Origin of the sequence: Streptomyces sp. Go-475 (genome assembly GCF_003330845.1) — a bacterium.
In the GTDB taxonomy this organism is placed as follows: domain Bacteria; phylum Actinomycetota; class Actinomycetes; order Streptomycetales; family Streptomycetaceae; genus Streptomyces.
Map to the genome: position 1 here is coordinate 4,693,463 of NZ_CP026121.1, position 17,283 is coordinate 4,710,745.

Annotated in this window: 17 protein-coding genes; 11 read left to right on the forward strand and 6 right to left on the reverse strand. The window is 73.0% G+C overall.

The features are described from left to right. The first annotated feature begins 62 nt into the window (after positions 1-62). The 8 genes from C1703_RS21650 (at position 63) to C1703_RS21685 (ending at position 8,342) form a co-directional block, all read left to right on the forward strand. Positions 63-1,046 (forward strand): alpha/beta hydrolase, encoded by a 984-nt coding sequence (locus C1703_RS21650; RefSeq protein WP_114254441.1) that lies wholly within the window; start codon positions 63-65, stop codon positions 1,044-1,046. Next, a complete protein-coding gene (locus C1703_RS21655) occupies positions 1,039-2,247 on the forward strand; it encodes an acyltransferase (protein ID WP_114254442.1) in 1,209 nt (402 codons plus the stop codon). The genes C1703_RS21650 and C1703_RS21655 overlap by 8 nt, the downstream gene beginning before the upstream one ends. Further along, positions 2,240-3,613 carry a sensor histidine kinase gene (locus C1703_RS21660; RefSeq protein ID WP_114254443.1) on the forward strand — a complete coding sequence of 458 codons (1,374 nt, stop codon included), beginning with the start codon at positions 2,240-2,242 and terminating at the stop codon, positions 3,611-3,613. Before C1703_RS21655 ends, C1703_RS21660 begins: the two co-directional genes overlap by 8 nt. Next, positions 3,610-4,293 (forward strand): response regulator transcription factor, encoded by a 684-nt coding sequence (locus tag C1703_RS21665; protein WP_114254444.1) that lies wholly within the window; start codon positions 3,610-3,612, stop codon positions 4,291-4,293. Before C1703_RS21660 ends, C1703_RS21665 begins: the two co-directional genes overlap by 4 nt. 122 nt (positions 4,294-4,415) lie before the next feature. Then, positions 4,416-5,729: a histidine kinase gene (locus C1703_RS21670; RefSeq protein ID WP_114257529.1), complete on the forward strand. Its 1,314-nt coding sequence runs from the start codon at positions 4,416-4,418 to the stop codon at positions 5,727-5,729. Beyond that, positions 5,726-6,391, forward strand: coding sequence for a response regulator transcription factor (locus tag C1703_RS21675; RefSeq protein WP_114254445.1), 666 nt, complete (start codon positions 5,726-5,728; stop codon positions 6,389-6,391). Before C1703_RS21670 ends, C1703_RS21675 begins: the two co-directional genes overlap by 4 nt. 63 nt (positions 6,392-6,454) lie before the next feature. Continuing rightward, on the forward strand, positions 6,455-7,663 hold the full coding sequence (locus tag C1703_RS21680) for a cytochrome P450 (protein ID WP_114254446.1): 1,209 nt from the start codon (positions 6,455-6,457) through the stop codon (positions 7,661-7,663). A gap of 85 nt (positions 7,664-7,748) precedes the next feature. Continuing rightward, the gene (locus C1703_RS21685) at positions 7,749-8,342 is read left to right on the forward strand and encodes a Uma2 family endonuclease (RefSeq protein ID WP_114254447.1); all 594 of its coding nucleotides are present in this window, start codon (positions 7,749-7,751) and stop codon (positions 8,340-8,342) included. Here C1703_RS21685 and C1703_RS21690 read toward each other — a convergent pair whose 3' ends face one another. Continuing rightward, positions 8,343-9,941, reverse strand: a complete 1,599-nt coding sequence (locus C1703_RS21690) for an ABC transporter permease (protein WP_114254448.1) — start codon at positions 9,939-9,941, stop codon at positions 8,343-8,345. Beyond that, on the reverse strand, positions 9,938-10,834 hold the full coding sequence (locus tag C1703_RS21695; RefSeq protein WP_114254449.1) for an ABC transporter ATP-binding protein: 897 nt from the start codon (positions 10,832-10,834) through the stop codon (positions 9,938-9,940). Before C1703_RS21695 ends, C1703_RS21690 begins: the two co-directional genes overlap by 4 nt. Positions 10,835-10,908: 74 nt before the next feature. On the opposite strand from C1703_RS21695, the gene C1703_RS21700 reads away from it, so the two are divergent. Next, positions 10,909-11,415 (forward strand): MarR family transcriptional regulator, encoded by a 507-nt coding sequence (locus C1703_RS21700; protein WP_114254450.1) that lies wholly within the window; start codon positions 10,909-10,911, stop codon positions 11,413-11,415. An 18-nt stretch (positions 11,416-11,433) separates the two neighbouring features. Here C1703_RS21700 and C1703_RS21705 read toward each other — a convergent pair whose 3' ends face one another. After that, positions 11,434-12,297 (reverse strand): diacylglycerol kinase family protein, encoded by an 864-nt coding sequence (locus C1703_RS21705; RefSeq protein ID WP_114254451.1) that lies wholly within the window; start codon positions 12,295-12,297, stop codon positions 11,434-11,436. 185 nt (positions 12,298-12,482) lie between these two features. On the opposite strand from C1703_RS21705, the gene C1703_RS21710 reads away from it, so the two are divergent. Both C1703_RS21710 and C1703_RS21715 read left to right on the forward strand, forming a co-directional pair. Further along, a complete protein-coding gene (locus C1703_RS21710; RefSeq protein WP_037765086.1) occupies positions 12,483-13,766 on the forward strand; it encodes an adenylosuccinate synthase in 1,284 nt (427 codons plus the stop codon). Positions 13,767-13,885: 119 nt separating this feature from the next. Further along, entirely contained in the window at positions 13,886-14,176 is a 291-nt protein-coding gene (locus C1703_RS21715; RefSeq protein WP_114254452.1) for a DUF3303 family protein, read from the forward strand. A gap of 9 nt (positions 14,177-14,185) precedes the next feature. On the opposite strand, the gene C1703_RS21720 is transcribed toward C1703_RS21715, so the two are convergent. From C1703_RS21720 to C1703_RS21730, 3 genes are all read right to left on the reverse strand, one after another. Continuing rightward, positions 14,186-14,836, reverse strand: coding sequence for a hypothetical protein (locus tag C1703_RS21720; RefSeq protein ID WP_114254453.1), 651 nt, complete (start codon positions 14,834-14,836; stop codon positions 14,186-14,188). A gap of 122 nt (positions 14,837-14,958) precedes the next feature. Beyond that, entirely contained in the window at positions 14,959-15,660 is a 702-nt protein-coding gene (locus C1703_RS21725; RefSeq protein WP_114254454.1) for a GntR family transcriptional regulator, read from the reverse strand. Between the two features lie 108 nt (positions 15,661-15,768). Beyond that, the gene (locus C1703_RS21730) at positions 15,769-17,133 is read right to left on the reverse strand and encodes an aspartate aminotransferase family protein (protein WP_114254455.1); all 1,365 of its coding nucleotides are present in this window, start codon (positions 17,131-17,133) and stop codon (positions 15,769-15,771) included. Positions 17,134-17,283: the final 150 nt, after the last annotated feature.

Below are 17,283 nucleotides of genomic sequence, written 5' to 3' on the forward strand. Positions count from 1 at the left end.
CCCGCTCCGTACCTTCCCTTTCACACGGACCCGATGGCCGGGTGCGGTGGAGGGGGACGACCATGGGGTGGGCATCGGGATACCGCCGGCGCGCCGGGCGGTGGCGCCGGGCCGTGCTGGCCGCCCTGGTCACGGGCGCGGTGGTGCTCCCGCTCTCCGGCGCGGTGCGGCCGGACATCCCCGCGCCGGCACCCGCGTCCCTCGCCCCGCTCAGCGCGGCCACACTCGCCGACGCGTACGCGGCGAACCGCGCCAACGCCGCCGAGGCGGCCCGCATGGCCGCGGCCCACCACGACCGGGACCGGGCCGCGACGGACCGTTCCCTGGCCGCCCCGGCCCGGCACCTCCTCCGGTTCGACGGCCGCGGCCCCGGCCGGGTGACGGAGGTCCTGGGCGACCTCGCCCAGGCCGACCGCATCGCCGTCCTGGTGCCCGGCTCCGACACGAGCCTCGACACCTACGGCCGGTTCCACGCCGCCGCCTCCGCCCTGTACGGGCAGCTCGCCCGGCAGGCCCCGGCGGGCACGCGCACCGCGGTCGTGGCCTGGCTGGGCTACGAGACGCCGGGCACGGTCAGCACCACCGTCACGACGACCGGCAGGGCGGAGCAGGCGGCCCCGGGGCTGCGCGCGCTCGTGGCCGACCTGCGGGCCGTCTCGGCCGGCGCACCGCGCATCGCGCTGCTGTGCCACTCCTACGGCTCGGTCGTCTGCGGCCGGGCCGCGCCCGGACTCGCCGTCGACGACATCGCGCTCCTCGGCAGCCCCGGCACCGGCGCCGGCTCCGCCGCCGCCCTGCACACCCGCGCCCGCGTCTGGGCGGCCCGCGGCGCCGACGACTGGGTGGCGCACGTCCCGCACGTCAGCGCCGGCCTGTTCGGCACCACGGTCGGCTTCGGCACCGACCCCGTCTCCCGGGCCTTCGGCGCCCGGGTCTTCGCGGCCGGCGACGGCGGCCACAGCGACTACTTCAGCCCGGGTTCGACGTCCCTCGCCAACCTGGCGCGGATCGTCCTGGGCGAGAGCGAGGCGGTGACCCATGACTGACATCGGTGTGCGCGCCGTCCCCCGCGCCCTGCGGCGGGAGGCCGACCGGATCGGCGCGGCCACCCCGGCCGACCGCGACCGGGCCGTGGACGCCCTGCGCGCCGCCGCGGTCCTCGGCGTCGTCCTCGGGCACTGGCTGGTCACGGCCCTGGTCGCCGACGGCCGCGCCCTGCGCACGGCGAGCCCGCTGCAGCACATGCCCTGGCTGGCGCCGATCTCCTGGCTGTTCCAGACGCTCGCCGTGTTCTTCCTGGTCGGCGGCCATGTCGCCACCCGGGGCTACGCCTCGGCCCGCGCCCGGGGCGTCCCCTACCACCGCTGGCTGACGGGCCGGCTGACCCGGCTGTTCAAGCCGGTGCTGGCCGTCCTCGGCCTGTGGACGGTCGCCGCGTCGGCGCTGCTGCTGTCGGGCGCCGAGTACGGGACGGTCCGGACGCTGGTGAAACTGGCCCTGTCACCGCTGTGGTTCCTCGTGGTGTTCGCGGCGCTGACGGCGGCGACCCCGCTGCTGGCCCGGCTGCACCCGCTCTGGCCGCTGGCCGTCGTCCTCCACGTGGACCTGCTGCGCTTCGGCCTCGGCGGGCCCTCCTGGCTGGGCTGGGTGAACGTCGCGGCGGGCTGGCTGGTGCCCTTCACGCTCGGCGCGGCCTGGACCCGGGGCGAGCTGGAGCGCCGCCGCGCGGGCTGGGTGCTGCTCGCCGGCGGGGCGGTGGCGACGGCGGCGCTGGTGGCGTGGGCGGGCTACCCGGCGTCGATGGTCGGCGTCCCGGGCGAGGGCAGGTCCAACCTGGACCCGCCGACGCTGGCCGTCGTCTGCTTCGGCCTGGCCCAGTGCGGTCTCGCCCTGCTGCTGCGCGAGCGGCTGCGGCGCGCGATGCGCCGGCCCGTCGCCTGGGCGGCGGTGGCGCTCGTGAACCTCTCCGTGATGACCGTGTTCCTCTGGCACCAGACGGCCCTGATGGCCACCACGGCCACCGGCCTCCTCGCGGGCCGCCTCCCCGGCCTGCACACCCGGCCCGACGGTCTCGGCTGGGTCGGGGCCCGGCTGCTGTGGCTGCCCGTGTTCGCCCTGGCCCTCGCCGTCTGCTGGGCCGCGTTCCGTTCCTTCGAGCGGGGCGGCGGCCGGGGCCGGGGATCGCGCGTGGTGCGCACGCACCGCCCCTCCGGCAGGGGTACGGCGGCGAAGGCACGGCATGTCTAGGCTGGGCCGCGTGACGGACAGGGGGGTGGGGCGTGTGCTGCGGGCGCGCGTCATGGGCTGGCTGCGGGACGTGCGCGCGGACCTGTGGACCCTCCGGCCCGACCCGCTGCCGCCCTCCACCTGGCTGCGCTGGCTGCCGCACGGCCTGGTGTGCCTGGCCGCCTTCGGCGTGACGGTCGGCGGCACGGGCGACATGAGCGACAACGGCCACCTGACCCCTCTCCTGGCCTTCCTGCTCGCGGGCGGGCAGGGCGGCGCCATGGTCCTGGGGCTGTGGCGGCCGGTCCCGGCGTGGTGGCTGTCCATGGCCGCCTTCCTCGTGGGTGCCGTGGCCGTACGCGGTCGGCTGGGTTTCGACCCGGACACCTACACCTGGCCCTGGACCGCGGCCGGCATCGTCGCCGAGCTGTTCGTGCTGCTGCTGCTCGCGCTGCGGGTGCCCACCCGGGCGGCGATCGCGGCACTGGCCGTGACCGCGCTGCTCACCTATGTCGCCGAGAGCCTGGAGCCGGCGGGGCGCTACGACACCACCGGCGTGCTCGCCCTGTCCCTGTCCACCGTCGTCGTGATCGTCGGCACCGCCCTGCGCGGCCGCCGCGAGGCCCGGGCGGAACTCGTCGAGCAGACCACGCTCACCGCGGAGGAGCGCACCCGGCGCACGCTGCTGGAGGAGCGCAGCCGCATCGCCCGGGAGCTGCACGACGTGGTGGCCCACCACATGTCGGTCATCTCCATCCAGGCGCAGGTCGCCCCGCACCTCGTCCAGGACCCGCCCGACGAGCTGAAGGAGAACCTCGCCGGCATCCGGCAGAACGCGCTGGAGGCGCTGACCGAGCTGCGCCGGGTGCTGGGCGTGCTGCGCTCGGAGCATCCGGAGCCGGGGGAGACCGCCGACCCGGGTGACACGACCGGCGCGCACGCCCCGCAGCCCACGCTGGACCGGCTCGACGCGCTGGTGGAGAACACCCGGGCCGCCGGCCGCGAGGTCCTCACCGAGATCAACGGCGAGCGGCGTCCCCTGCCGCCCGGGGTGGAGCTGTCGGCGTACCGGATCGTGCAGGAGGCGCTCAGCAACGCCCTGCGGCACGCGCCGGGCGCGCGGATCACCGTCCGCCTCACCTACGCGGCGGACGGCCTGGAAGTGGAGGTCGTCAACGGCCGCCCGACCGCGCCCCCGCCGCCCTCGACCGGGGCGGGGCACGGGCTGCTCGGCATGCGCGAGCGCGTGGCGATGCTCGGCGGCACGATGACGGCCCACCCGTGGCACTGGGACGGCTTCAAGGTCACCGCCTTCCTCCCGGACACCCCGCCCGCCGACGCCCCGGGCACCGAACGCATCACCGACCGCGAGGGAAGGACACCATGACGAGCGGCACCGGCGACCCCATCCGGGTCCTCATCGTCGACGACCAGGGCATGGTCCGGCAGGGCTTCACCGTGCTGCTCGGCACGCAGCCCGACATAGAGGTCGTCGGCCAGGCCCGGGACGGCGAGGAGGCCGTCGCCAAGGCCGCCGAGACCGTCCCCGACGTCGTCCTCATGGACATCCGCATGCCCGGCGTCGGCGGCATCGAGGCCACCGAGCGCATCACGGCCGCGCACCCGGACATCAGGGTGCTGGTGCTCACCACCTTCGACCTCGACGAGTACGTGTACGACGCGCTGCGCGCCGGGGCCTCCGGGTTCCTGCTGAAGGACGCGTCCTCGGAGCAGCTCGCCGAGGCGGTCCGGGTGGTGGCCGCCGGGGAGGCGCTGCTCGCGCCGGTCATCACGCGCAAGCTGATCGCCGAGTTCTCCCGCCTCGACGGCAAGCCCCGCGCCCCGCTCAAGGAGCGCGTCGGCGATCTCACCGAGCGGGAGACGGAGGTCCTGTCCCTGATCGCGCAGGGCCTGTCGAACGCGGAGATCGCCCGGCACCTGGTCGTGGCCGAGCAGACGGTGAAGACGCACGTGGGCCGGATCCTGGTGAAGCTGGGCCTCAGGGACCGGACGCAGGCGGCGGTGTTCGCCTACGAGTCGGGGCTGGTGCGGCCCTCCGGGTACTGAGCGGGCGGGCCCCGCCGTAGTACCTGAGGAGGACCCGGAGGAACCCCCCTCCATGGGGACGACCGCGACCCGGGGGTACGCCTACCGTTCTGTACGTGACCGAGACGACTCACCTGCAGACCATGCCGCCGGGGGACGGGGCGAGAACGCGCAGTCCGGAGTACCGGGTGGCGGTGGATTCCCTGCGCGGGCTGCGGCAGGACCTCTTCCACAACGCGTTCGCCTACCGGCCGCTGCCCCGCAGACGCACCGACGGGCGGATCATCCGGCGGCTCCCCGCCCGCCTGCGCGAGTACGCGACCTGGACGCCGCACGCACTGATCGCCACGGCGGCCCTGATCGCGCTCCTCGTCTCCGGCGTCGACGCCGGCGGCGAGGCGCTGCTGGTCGTTCCGCTGACCGTGCTCCCGGTGCTGCTGACCATGCTCCGGCCGGTGCTGGCGTTCTGGCTGTCCATGGCCGCGACCCCGGTCACCGGTGTGATCGGCAGCGGCTGGGGCGACTGGCCGTGGCAGGCCGGCAGCTTCGCCTGCCACCTGACCGTGCTGACCGTCGTGGCCATACGCACCCGGCCGCGCACGGCGGGCTGGATGTGGGCGCTGACCGCCCTGTACGCCCTGATCGCGGACGCCGGCTTCGGCCCGACCTACTACTACGGCACCAACTCCGGTCCCATGCTGGTCTTCTCGGCCATGATCCTGCTCTGCGTCACCGTCTGGCACATCCGCCGGGACGCCGTACAGGAGGTCACCGCCCAGCAGACGGTCACCGCGCACGAGCGGTCCCGGCGCACCCTGCTGGAGGAGCGCACCACGATCGCCCGCGAGCTGCACGACGTGGTCGCGCACCACATGTCGGTGGTCGCCATCCAGGCGGAGGCCGCGCCCTACCGGGTGGAGAACCCGCCGCCGGAGCTGGAGCAGGCCTTCGCCACCATCCGGGAGAACGCGGTCGCGGCGCTGACCGAGCTGCGCCGCGTCCTGGGCGTCGTCCGCGCCGAGGACTACGAGGCCCCGGACGCCCCGCAGCCCACCCTCGCCGACCTGGACGGGCTGCTGGCCAATGTGCGGGAGGCCGGGCTGCACGTGGACAAGGCGGTGACCGGGGCGGTGCGGGAGCTGCCGCAGGGCGTGGAACTGTCCGCGTACCGGATCGCGCAGGAGGCGCTGAGCAACACCCTGCGGCACGCCCCCGGCGCGACCGCCCGGGTGGAGATCGGGTACGTCCTCGGCGGCCTGGGCCTGCGCGTCGTCAACGGCCCGCCGCCCAACCCCAGCCTGATCAAGCCCTCGCCCGGCGCCGGGCACGGCATCACCGGCATGCGGGAGCGCGTGTCGATGCTGAACGGCGAGATGACGGCGGGCCGCACGGACGACGGAGGCTACGAGGTGACGGTGTTCCTGCCGGTCGCCCTGCCGGACGAGGACGACGCATGACCATCCGGGTCCTGATCGCGGACGACCAGATGATGGTCCGCGAGGGCTTCTCGGTCCTGCTGAACGCGATGCCGGACATCGAGGTCGTCGGCGAGGCGGTGAACGGCCGGGAGGCCGTCGCCAAGGTCCGCGAGCTCGCCCCGGACGTCGTGCTCATGGACATCCGCATGCCCGAGCTGAACGGCATCGAGGCGACCCGCGAGATCGTCGCCGCCGACGGCGCGGCGAAGGTCCTGGTCCTCACGACGTTCGACCTCGACGAGTACGTGTACCAGGCGTTGCGCGCGGGAGCCTCCGGCTTCCTCCTCAAGGACGCCTCGGCCCGCCAGCTCGCCGACGGGGTGCGGGTCGTGGCGTCCGGGGAGGCGCTGCTGGCGCCCTCGGTGACCAGGAGGCTGATCACCGAGTTCTCCAAGCTCTCCGAGACCCCGCGCCTGATGCCCTCCGCCCAGGCGGCGTACGGCGACCTCACCGACCGGGAGACGGAGGTGCTGGTCCTCATCGCGCAGGGCCTGTCGAACGCGGAGATCGCCGAGCGGCTGGTCGTCGCCGAGTCGACGATCAAGACGCACGTCAGCCGGATCCTGGTGAAGCTGGGCCTCAGGGACCGCACGCAGGCGGCGGTGTTCGCCTACGAGGCGCGGCTGGTGACCCCCGGCTAGCCGGGGCCGCCGTTCAAGGAACGCCCCTGGTCAGTGAGGGGGGTGTGGGGTTAGCGTCCCGGCATGGCTGCCCTCTTCGATCCGTGGGACCCGGCGTTCCTCGCCGACCCGTACCCCGCCTACGCCGAGCTGCGTGCCCGGGGCCGCGTGCACTGGTTCGAGCCCACGAACCAGTGGCTCGTCCCGCACCACGCGGACGTCTCGGCCCTGCTGCGCGACCGGCGCCTGGGCCGGACGTACCAGCACCGCTTCACGCACGAGGAGTTCGGCCGCACCGCGCCCCCGCCGGAGCAGGAGCCGTTCCACACGCTCAACGACCACGGGATGCTCGACCTGGAACCGCCGGACCACACGCGGATCCGGCGCCTGGTGTCGAAGGCGTTCACCCCGCGCACGGTGGAGCGGCTGAAACCGTACGTGCGGGGCCTGGCGGACGAGCTGGCGGCCGCCCTGGTCGAGCGGGGCGGCGGCGACCTGCTGAAGGACGTGGCGGAGCCGCTGCCCGTGGCGGTGATCGCCGAGATGCTGGGCATCCCGGAGTCCGACCGGGCCCCGCTGCGCCCCTGGTCGGCGGACATCTGCGGGATGTACGAGCTGAACCCGTCCGAGGAGACGGCGGCGAAGGCGGTCCGGGCGTCGGTCGAGTTCTCCGACTACCTGCGCGAGCTGATCGCGGCCCGCCGCAAGGAACCCGGCGAGGACCTCGTCTCGGGCCTGATCGCGGCCCACGACGAGGGCGACCGCCTCACCGAGCAGGAGATGATCTCCACCTGCGTCCTGCTGCTCAACGCCGGCCACGAGGCCACGGTGAACGCCACGGTCAACGGCTGGTACGCCCTGTTCCGCAACCCGTCCCAGCTGGAGCTGCTGCGCGCGGACCACTCCCTGATCCCCTCCGCGATCGAGGAGCTGATGCGCTACGACACCCCGCTGCAGCTCTTCGAGCGCTGGGTCCTGGACGAGATCGAGATCGCCGGCACGACGATCCCGCGCGGCGCGGAGATCGCCATGCTCTTCGGCTCCGCCAACCACGACCCGGAGGTCTTCGCCGACCCGGGCCGCCTCGACCTCGCCCGCGCCGACAACCCGCACATCTCCTTCAGCGCCGGCATCCACTACTGCATCGGCGCGCCCCTGGCCCGGATCGAGCTGGCGGCGTCGATGGGGGCGCTGCTGGAGAAGGCGCCGACGCTGCGGCTGGCCGCCGAGCCGGAGCGGAAGCCGAACTTCGTGATCAGGGGGCTGGAGGGGCTGGCCGTGGAGGTGGGCTGATCATCCGTTCGGATGATCGTGGGGGGATCGGGGCGGTCGGACACCGGTGGCTCGGCAGGCTGGTGGGCCTGAGAGGGGAGCAACCATGGTGGTCGAGGTGCGGCAGCCGTCGGCTCAGCTGTCGGTCGACGAGTTCGAGGCGCTCGCCGAGTTCACAGCCCGCGAGATCGAGACGGTCTCCCTGGAGTTCATCGGCGGGCGGCTCGGGGTCAGGAAGGCGAGGAACGGCAACCACGGCGCGGTGGCCGCGTGGCTGGCCTGCCGATGCCTGGAGGCCCGCCCCGACCTCGGCCTCCACCCGAACCTCGGCCTGCGGGTGGAGGAGCACGGCGAGGGGCGGGCCCTGCCCGACGGGGTGCTCGCGCCCAAGGGGAGTTTCGCGGGCCAGGGCGCCTGGGCCGGCCCCGGGACCGCCCTGATGACGGTGGAGATCACCTCGCACGACCCGGACACCCACCACCGCGACCGCGTGGCGAAGCCCCGGTCCTACGCCGGTGCCGGGATCCCCCTCTACCTGCTGGTCGACCGGGACACCCGCTGGACGGCCGTGCACAGCCATCCGGACCCCGCGCTCGGGTACCGGGACGTCCACATGGTCAGGTTCGGCGGCACCCTCACCCTCCCCGAGCCCCTCGGTATCGACCTCGACACCGAGGAGCTCAAGCAGTACGCCGACTGATCACGCCGCCATGTCACGCCGCCGCAGCCCGGCGAGCCCCGCCGCCACCAGCGCGGCCGCCAGCCCGGTCAGCACCCCCACCGGCCCCCACTCCATGGACCCCCCGGGCAGCTTCGGCAGGTGGCCGAAGGGGGAGACGTCCAGCACCGCCTGCGGCACGTCCAGGGCGGGACCGACCCAGCCGATCAGCAGGACCGCCCCGGCGACGGCCCAGGCCGCCACGGCCCCCCGGGGCAGGACGCCGTGCAGCAGCACCGCCACCCCGCCGATCACCCACACCGCCGGGAGCTGCACCAGGCACGCCCCCAGGATCGGGCCGACCTGCCTGCCGTAACCGGCGGCGAAGCCGAGACCGGCCAGGAGCATGATCAGGGCGGATCCGCCGAAGGCGATCACCAGGTGCCCGGCGGCCCAGCGCAGGCGCCCGACCGCGTTCGCCAGCACCGGCTCCGCCCGGCCGGACGTCTCCTCGCCGTGCAGGCGCAGTACGGACGCCACGATGTACAGCGCCGCGACCAGGCCCAGCATGCCGATCATCGACGCCAGGAACGCGTCCGTCAGGCCCGCCTGGCCGCCCATCCGCTCGATGATCCGCCGGGCGTTCTCGTTGTCGCCGACCAGGTCGGCCGCCCCCTCGGTCATGCCGCCGTAGACGGCACCGGCCAGGAAGAAGCCGATGCTCCAGCCCAGCACGCCGCCCCGCTGCAACCGCCAGGCCAGCGCGCCCGCGCTGCCCAGCCGGCCCGAGGCCGGTCCGGGCCGCGTCGGCAGGAAGCTCATGCCGATGTCACGGCGCCCGGCCAGGGCGTAGGCGACCGCCCCCTGGAGCAGCGCCGCCGCACCCGGCAGCGCCAGCACCCACCAGCGTTCGTCCGCGTACGGCCGCAGGTTCTCCAGCCACCCCAGCGGTGACAGCCAGGTCAGCACCGACGAGCCGTCGTCCGTCGCCGAGTCGCCCGCCGCGCGCAGCACGAACGCGGCGCCGAGCACCGCCGCGGTCAGGCCGCGGGCCGGCCGCGCGCTCTCCGTCAGCTGGGCGACGACCGCCGCCAGCGTGGCGAAGACCATGCCGACGCCGGCGATGCCGAGCCCGAGTGCCAGCGCCCCGGCCGTGCCCTGTCCGGCCAGCCCGGCCGTGAGCAGCAGCGCCAGGACCGCGTTCGCGACCGCCGCCGCCAGCAGGGCCGCCGTCAGGGACGCCCTGCGGCCCACCATCCCGGACGCCACCAGCTCCTGACGGCCGCTCTCCTCCTCGTCCCGGGTGTGCCGTACGACGACGAGCAGGCTCATCACGGCGGCCAGGGCGCCCGCGTAGACGCCCACCCGCCAGGCCGTCAGGGCGCCCAGCGAGTCGCCGAAGACCGGGCCGACCATCGCCCGCAGCGAGGAGTTGGTCCCCATCTGCCGGACCAGGTCGGCCCGCTCGGCCGGGGTGCCGTACAGGCCCTCCAGGGTGCTCGGCATGGAGAGCACCATCAGCGCGTTCACCGCGATCCACACCGGGACCATCAGCCGGTCGCGGCGCAGCGCGAACCGCAACAGCGTGCCCGTCCCGGCCAGTTGGCGTGAGCTGCCGGGTCGCACCGCGAAGGCCGTCATCGGGTCGCCGCCTCGTCCTGGTAGTGCCGCAGGAAGAGTTCCTCCAGGGTGGGCGGCGTCGACGTCAGCGACCGCACGCCCGACTCGGTCAGCGACCGCAGGACACCGTCCAGCCGGTCGGTGTCGACCTGGAGCCGGACGCGGCGCCCGTGCACGTCGAGGTCGTGCACGCCGGGCAGGTCCGCCAGTCCGTTCGGCGGACCCGCGAGTTCCGCGACCACGCTGGTGCGGGTCAGATGGCGCAGCTCGGCGAGCGACCCGCTCTCGACCGTGCGGCCCTTGCGGATGATGCTCACCCGGTCGCACAGCTCCTCGACCTCGCTGAGGATGTGGGAGGAGAGCAGGACCGTGCGGCCCCGGTCGCGCTCCTCCGCGACACACCGCTGGAAGACCTCCTCCATCAGCGGGTCGAGACCCGAGGTGGGCTCGTCCAGGATCAGCAGGTCGACGTCCGAGGCGAACGCGGCGACCAGGGCGACCTTCTGCCGGTTGCCCTTGGAGTAGGTGCGGCCCTTCTTCGTGGGGTCGAGCTCGAACCGCTCGATCAGCTCCGCCCGGCGCCGGGCGTCCAGGCCTCCGCGCAGCCGGCCGTAGAGGTCGATGACCTCGCCGCCGGAGAGGTTGCGCCACAGCGTCACGTCCCCGGGGACGTACGCGATGCGGCGGTGCACCTCCACCGCGTCCGCCCACGGGTCGCGGCCCAGCACCCGCGCGGCGCCCGAGTCGGCGCGCAGCAGGCCGAGCAGGACCCGGATGGCGGTGGACTTCCCGGCGCCGTTGGGGCCGAGGAAGCCGTGGACCTCGCCGGTGGCGACCTCCAGGTCGAGCCCGTCGAGTGCGTGCGTCCGCCCGAACGACTTGTGCAGTCCGGAGACGGTGATGGCCTTCGTCATGCTTCAGAAGCTACGCTTTCTTCAGAAACTTGTGAAGTTAAGGAAGCATATGAATCCCGGATAGGGTGGTCCGCATGACGGATTCAGCCAGCAACGGCCGGGACGCGGAGGCGGTGTCCAGGTTCGTCGAGTCCTTCGCGGCACACCTCGTCGAGGCCGGCATGCCCCGGATGCCCGCCCGGGTCTTCGCCGCGCTGCTCTCCTCCGACGAGGGCTCGATGACCTCCGCCGAACTGGGCGAGCAGCTGCGCATCAGCCCGGCGGCCGTGTCCGGCGCGGTCCGCTACCTGGCCCAGACGCACATGGTCTCGCGCGAACGGGAGCCCGGCTCGCGCCGGGAGCGCTACCGGGTGCACGGTGACCAGTGGTACGAGGCGCTGACCAACCGCGAAGCCGTCCTCAAGCGGTGGGAGAGCGCCCTGCGCGAAGGCGTCAGCAGCCTCGGCGCCGACACCCCGGCGGGCCGCCGCATGGCCGAGACGCTCGCGTTCTTCGAGTTCCTCGACGGCGAACTCGCCGCCCTGATGGAACGCTGGCGCGAGCACCGGAAGAAGACCTTCGGGCACACGCTCCAGGACTGAGCCCGGCCGCGGACCCGCTCACCCCGCCGCCGGCACGGTCAGCCCCCAGGCGCCCTCGCGCACCACCCAGGTGCGGGTGCGCACCGGCCCCGACACCAGCGCGTCCGCCCGGTAGCGGAAGTGCGCGCCCGACACCGTCACCGTCCGGCCTTCCGCGAGCAGCGGCGACGCCTCGGCGCCCACGGACACCGGACGGACCTCCACCGAGGCCACCCCGGCGGTCCCCGGCGACACCGACACCGCCTCCACCGGCTGGTTCAGATCGACGAGGGTCTCGCCGTCGACCTCGACCCGCAGCCGGGAGGGGCCGGGCGCGGGCGCGGAGGGGGGCCGGGACGGGCGGCCGGCCGGGACCAGGGTGCGCACCAGGTACTGGCACGTCCGCAGCCAGGGGCGGCCCGGGGCGGTCTCGGGATCCGGCGCCTGCGCGGCGGCCGTCACCGGCGGTATCCGCAGCGCGCCGAGCACCACCCCGTCGCTGTCGTCGACGAGCAGGTCCATCCGCCGCTCGACCCCGTCGAGCACCGTCCGCGCCGCCGCCACCGTCCCCGTCGGCACGCCCAGCGACCGGGCCAGGGACAGCGCGCCCCCGACCGGCACCACCGACAGCGCGCATCCGGCCAGCTCCCGGTGCCGGTGCAGCAGCGACACCGCGTGGATCAGGGCCCGGTCGTCGCCCACCACCACCGGGCGCCGAGACCCCCGCCGGCGCAACGCCCGGGCGAACTCCTCCGGGCCGTCCGGCAGGCACAGCTTCACGGCGGCACCCGCTTTGAGCACGTCTTTCGCGATCCGTACGGACTCGCCGTCCGACCGACGGGCGACCGGGTCGATGACCACCAGCAGCTGCTCGGACGTCGCGGAAGTCGCCACCTCGGCCATGCCTCGCTTCCTCGGGTAGCATCTTTGTGCAAGAGCCCCTTGCGCTATTGCGCCAGGGGCTTCGTCTATTCCGGGGCATCCGGTCCGACGGTTGGCGGCCAACGGCGGTCGCGGTGACGCGGCTGCACACGCTCCGCGTTCGCCCTCGACCATGGACATGCCCCGCCCGGAAGGGGTGTACGCGCGTGCCCGCACTTGTGCTGCTCGGTGCTCAGTGGGGTGACGAAGGCAAGGGAAAGGCCACCGACCTGCTCGGTGGTTCGGTGGACTATGTAGTGCGCTACCAGGGCGGCAACAACGCCGGCCACACGGTGGTCGTGGGCGACCAGAAGTACGCCCTCCACCTCCTCCCTTCCGGAATCCTGTCCCCCGGCTGCACGCCGGTCATCGGTAACGGCGTCGTCGTCGACCCGTCGGTCCTGCTCTCCGAGCTGAGCGGTCTGAACGAGCGTGGTGTCGACACGTCCAAGCTCCTCATCAGCGGAAACGCGCACATCATCACGCCGTACAACGTGACGGTGGACAAGGTGACGGAGCGCTTCCTCGGCAAGCGGAAGATCGGCACGACCGGGCGCGGCATCGGCCCGACCTACGCCGACAAGATCAACCGCGTCGGGATCCGCGTGCAGGACCTCTACGACGAGTCGATCCTCACGCAGAAGGTCGAGGCGGCCCTCGACGTCAAGAACCAGATCCTCACCAAGCTCTACAACCGGCGCGCGATCGCCGTGGACCAGGTGGTCGAGGAGCTTCTGGGCTACGCCGACAAGCTCGCGCCGTACGTCGCCGACACCGTCCTGGTCCTCAACCAGGCGCTGGAGGAGGACAAGGTCGTCCTGTTCGAGGGCGGCCAGGGCACCCTGCTGGACATCGACCACGGCACGTACCCCTTCGTCACCTCGTCCAACCCGACCGCGGGCGGCGCCTGCACGGGCGCGGGCGTGGGCCCGACGAAGATCAGCCGCGTGATCGGCATCCTCAAGGCGTACACCACCCGCGTCGGGGCCGGCCCCTTCCCGACCGAGCTGTTCGACGAGGACGGCGAGGCGCTGCGCCGGATCGGCGGCGAGCGCGGCGTCACCACCGGCCGGGACCGCCGCTGCGGCTGGTTCGACGCGGTCATCGCCCGCTACGCGACCCGCGTGAACGGCCTGACCGACTTCTTCCTCACCAAGCTCGACGTCCTCACCGGCTGGGAGCAGATCCCGGTCTGCGTCGCGTACGAGATCGACGGCAAGCGCGTCGAGGAGCTGCCCTACTCCCAGACCGACTTCCACCACGCCAAGCCGGTCTACGAGATGCTGCCGGGCTGGAGCGAGGACATCTCCAAGGCGAAGACCTTCGCCGACCTGCCGAAGAACGCCCAGGCGTACGTGAAGGCGCTGGAGGAGATGTCCGGCGCCCCGATCTCCGCGATCGGCGTGGGCCCGGGCCGGGACGAGACGATCGAGATCAACTCGTTCCTGTAGGACACCGTGTGGGTCACTGGCCCGTTCACTGCTCCGATGGAGTAGTGAACGGGCGAAGTACGCATACCGCCCATAGCGTGAGGTCGTACGGCTCATCGGCGATCAGAAGAAGGTGTGTCATGCGCGTACTGCTTCAGGCCCATGTCGACACGGAGAAGGCGAACGAGGTCATCCGCAGCGGCAAGATGCCCCAGGTCATGCAGGAGATCATGGAGTCGTTCAAGCCGGAGGCCTCCTACTTCGGTCCCGACAACGGGGTCCGCACCATGTTCCTGGTCTTCGACATGCAGGACTCGTCGCAGTTGCCGCCGCTCACCGAGCAGCTCTTCCAGAACTTCGGCGCCAAGGTGGACTACACGCCGGTGATGAACTTCGAGGACCTGCAGAAGGGGCTGTCCCAGATCCGGTGAGTGCCCGCATCAGCTGAACACGATCATCGACCCCTGGGCCAGGCTCCGGGTCACGGCCGCGTGCAGGCCGAGCCAGACATGGCGTTCACGGGCGAACGGACTGGGGTCGTACGGGGCGGGGACGGCGGGTTCCTCCAGCTCCGTGGGGGCGAGCGGCGGCTGGGGGGCCGCCGGCGGGTTGGCCGGGTCGATGCCGAGGGCCGGGGCGACCAGCTCCAGCTCCCGCAGCAGGGCGTGCGAGGAGCCCAGCGGGCCGCCGCCCGCCAGGAGTTCGTCGTCGGCGAGCGGACTGGGGAAGTCGACCGGGACGTAGGCGCCCGCGTGGTCGTAGTGCCAGACCAGGTGCGACTGCTGGGCCGTCGACTCGAACATCTCCAGCAACTGCTCGTAGTCGCCGCCCAGTTCGTCCACCGGCGTCACCGGCAGACCGCAGACCTGGAGCAGGTAGGCGCGGCGCAGGAAGTGCAGCGCGTCGTAGTCGAAGCCCGCGACCGGGGCGACGTCGCCCGACAGGCCCGGCATGTACTGGTACACCGGCACCGGTGGGAGCCCGGCCTCGGCGAGCACCTTGTTGTATTGCGCGAGTTCCTCGGCGAACGGGTTGTCCGGCGTGTGGCACAACACGTCGACTAGCGGTACCAGCCACAGATCACAGGCCAAAGAAGGCTCCTCGCTCAGCGCGGTGGTCGGGTAGCACGGTGGTCAGGGAAGGGTATCGGTGCGGCACGCTCACGGCTCCCGCCGTGCATGTCCCATACCCAGCCGGGCCCGGGCGACGCGGGTCATCCGGACGCGAGGCGCTCGATCAGGGCCAGCGAGTGGGCGTTGTAGTCGGCGATGATCGCCCGGGCCGTGTCGTTGTCGCGGGCGATCAGGGCGTCGACCAGTTCGGTGTGACCGGCCCACAGCTCGCCGCGCAGGTCGGTGAGACGGCGCAGGTGCTGCACCGCGCACACCCAGGTCTGGACGCGCAGCCGGTGCAGGAAGTCGGCGAGGTAGGGATTGCCGAAGCAGGCGCCGAGCTCGCGCCAGAAGCGCAGGTCGTAGCCGATGAGGACGGTGAGATCACCGGCGGCGGCGGCGCGCTGGGCCTCCTCGCCGCGCCTGCGGACCCCCGCGACGACGGCGGCGGCCCGCGGATCGTCGGGACGCACGGCGCCCGGGCGTCCCTCGGTCAGCGCCAGGAACATCCCCTCGATGACCAGGCCGCGCGCCTCGATCATGCCGCGGAAGTCCTCGGCCGAGTACTCGTGCACCTTGAAGCCGCGGTGCTGGTCGGCGTCGAGCAGACCCTGCGCGGAGAGGTCGACCAGCGCCTCCCGGACCGGCGTCGCGGACACCCCGTACTGCTCGGCGATCTCCTTGACCGTGAACTCCTGCCCCGGCTGCAGACGCCCGGCCAGCACCTCGTCGCGAAGCGCTTCGGCGATCTGCTGGCGCAGGGTGCTGCGCGTGACGGCGCCGTTGCCGGTGCTGCCGGGCATGGTCAGGGCGTCTCCCTCGTCGCGTTCGGGTGGCGTGCGCGTATATGTCTACGGGCACGCCACCTTACGCGTTCGAATGAGGCGCGAGGATGTCTGTTACTGACGGGTTTACAGGTGTTTACCGGTGTGCTCGTCGGCCACGGAGAGCGCCGCGTCCAGGACGGCCAGGCCTTCCTTCAGCTCCGCCTCGCTCACGTTGCAGGGCGGCACCACGTGCGTCCGGTTCATGTTCACGAACGGCCACAGCCCGCCCGCCTTCGCGGCGGCGGCGAAGGCGGCCATCGGCGCGTTCGCCTCCCCGGCCGCGTTGTACGGCACCAGCGGCTCCCGCGTCTCGCGGTCGCGCACCAGCTCCAGCGCCCAGAACATGCCCACGCCGCGCACCTCGCCGACGCTCGGGTGCCGCTCGGCCAGCGCCCGCAGCTCCGGCCCGACGACGCTCTCGCCCAGCCGGGCCGCGTGCTCGACGACGCCCTCCTCGGCCATGACGTCGATCGTCGCGACGGCGGCGGCGCACGCCAGCGGGTGCCCGGAGTACGTCAGCCCGCCCGGGTACGGCCGCTTCCCGAACGTCTCCGCGATCGCGCCGGAGATCGCCACCCCGCCCAGCGGCACATAGCCGCTGTTCACGCCCTTGGCGAAGGTCAGCAGGTCGGGCGTGACGCCGAACAGGTCCGCCGCGAACCATGTGCCCGTCCGCCCGAAGCCGGCCATGACCTCGTCCAGGACGAAGACGATCCCGTACTTGTCGCAGAGCTCGCGCACCCCGGCCAGGTAACCGGGCGGCGGCACCATGATCCCGGCCGTGCCCGGGATGGTCTCCAGGATGATCGCCGCGATTGTCGAGGGCCCCTCGAAGGCGATCGTCGTCTCCAGGTGCTCCAGCGCCCGCGCGCACTCCTGCTCCTCGGTCTCCGCGTAGAAGCGGGAGCGGTAGAGGTGGGGCGCCCAGAAGTGCACCACCCCGGCCGTGCCGCTGTCGGAGGCCCAGCGGCGCGGGTCGCCGGTGATGTTCACGGCCTGCTGGGTGCCGCCGTGGTACGAGCGGTACGCCGAGAGCACCTTCGGGCGGCCGGTGTGCAGCCGGGCCATCCGGATGGCGTGCTCGACGGCGTCGGCGCCGCCGTTGGTGAAGAAGATCTTGTCCAGGTCGCCCGGGGTCCGTTCGGCGATCAGCCGGGCCGCCTCCGACCGGGCCTCGACCGCGAACGCGGGCGCGAACGTCGTCATCCGCGCCGCCTGCTCCTGGATCGCGGCGACGACCTTGGGGTGCTGGTAGCCGATGTTCGTGTAGACGAGCCCGCTGCTGAAGTCGAGGTAGCGCTTGCCGTCGTAGTCCCAGAAGTACGACCCCTCGGCACCGGCGACGGCGAGCGGGTCGATCAGCTCCTGCGCGGACCAGGAGTGGAACACGTGGTCACGGTCGGCGGCCTTCACGGCGGCACCGGCTTCGGGGTTCGGCTGAGGGGTCATGCGGGCGAGCGTAGGCGCCGCGGAGAGGGCGGTGGTATCGGCGGCCTGTCTGGCGTCGGCGGCATTCCGCGACAGGTTGTCCAGGCACGATGAAGAATTTGACAGCATGCTGTCGAACTGTAAGGATGCTGTCATAAAGCACAGGGTCCC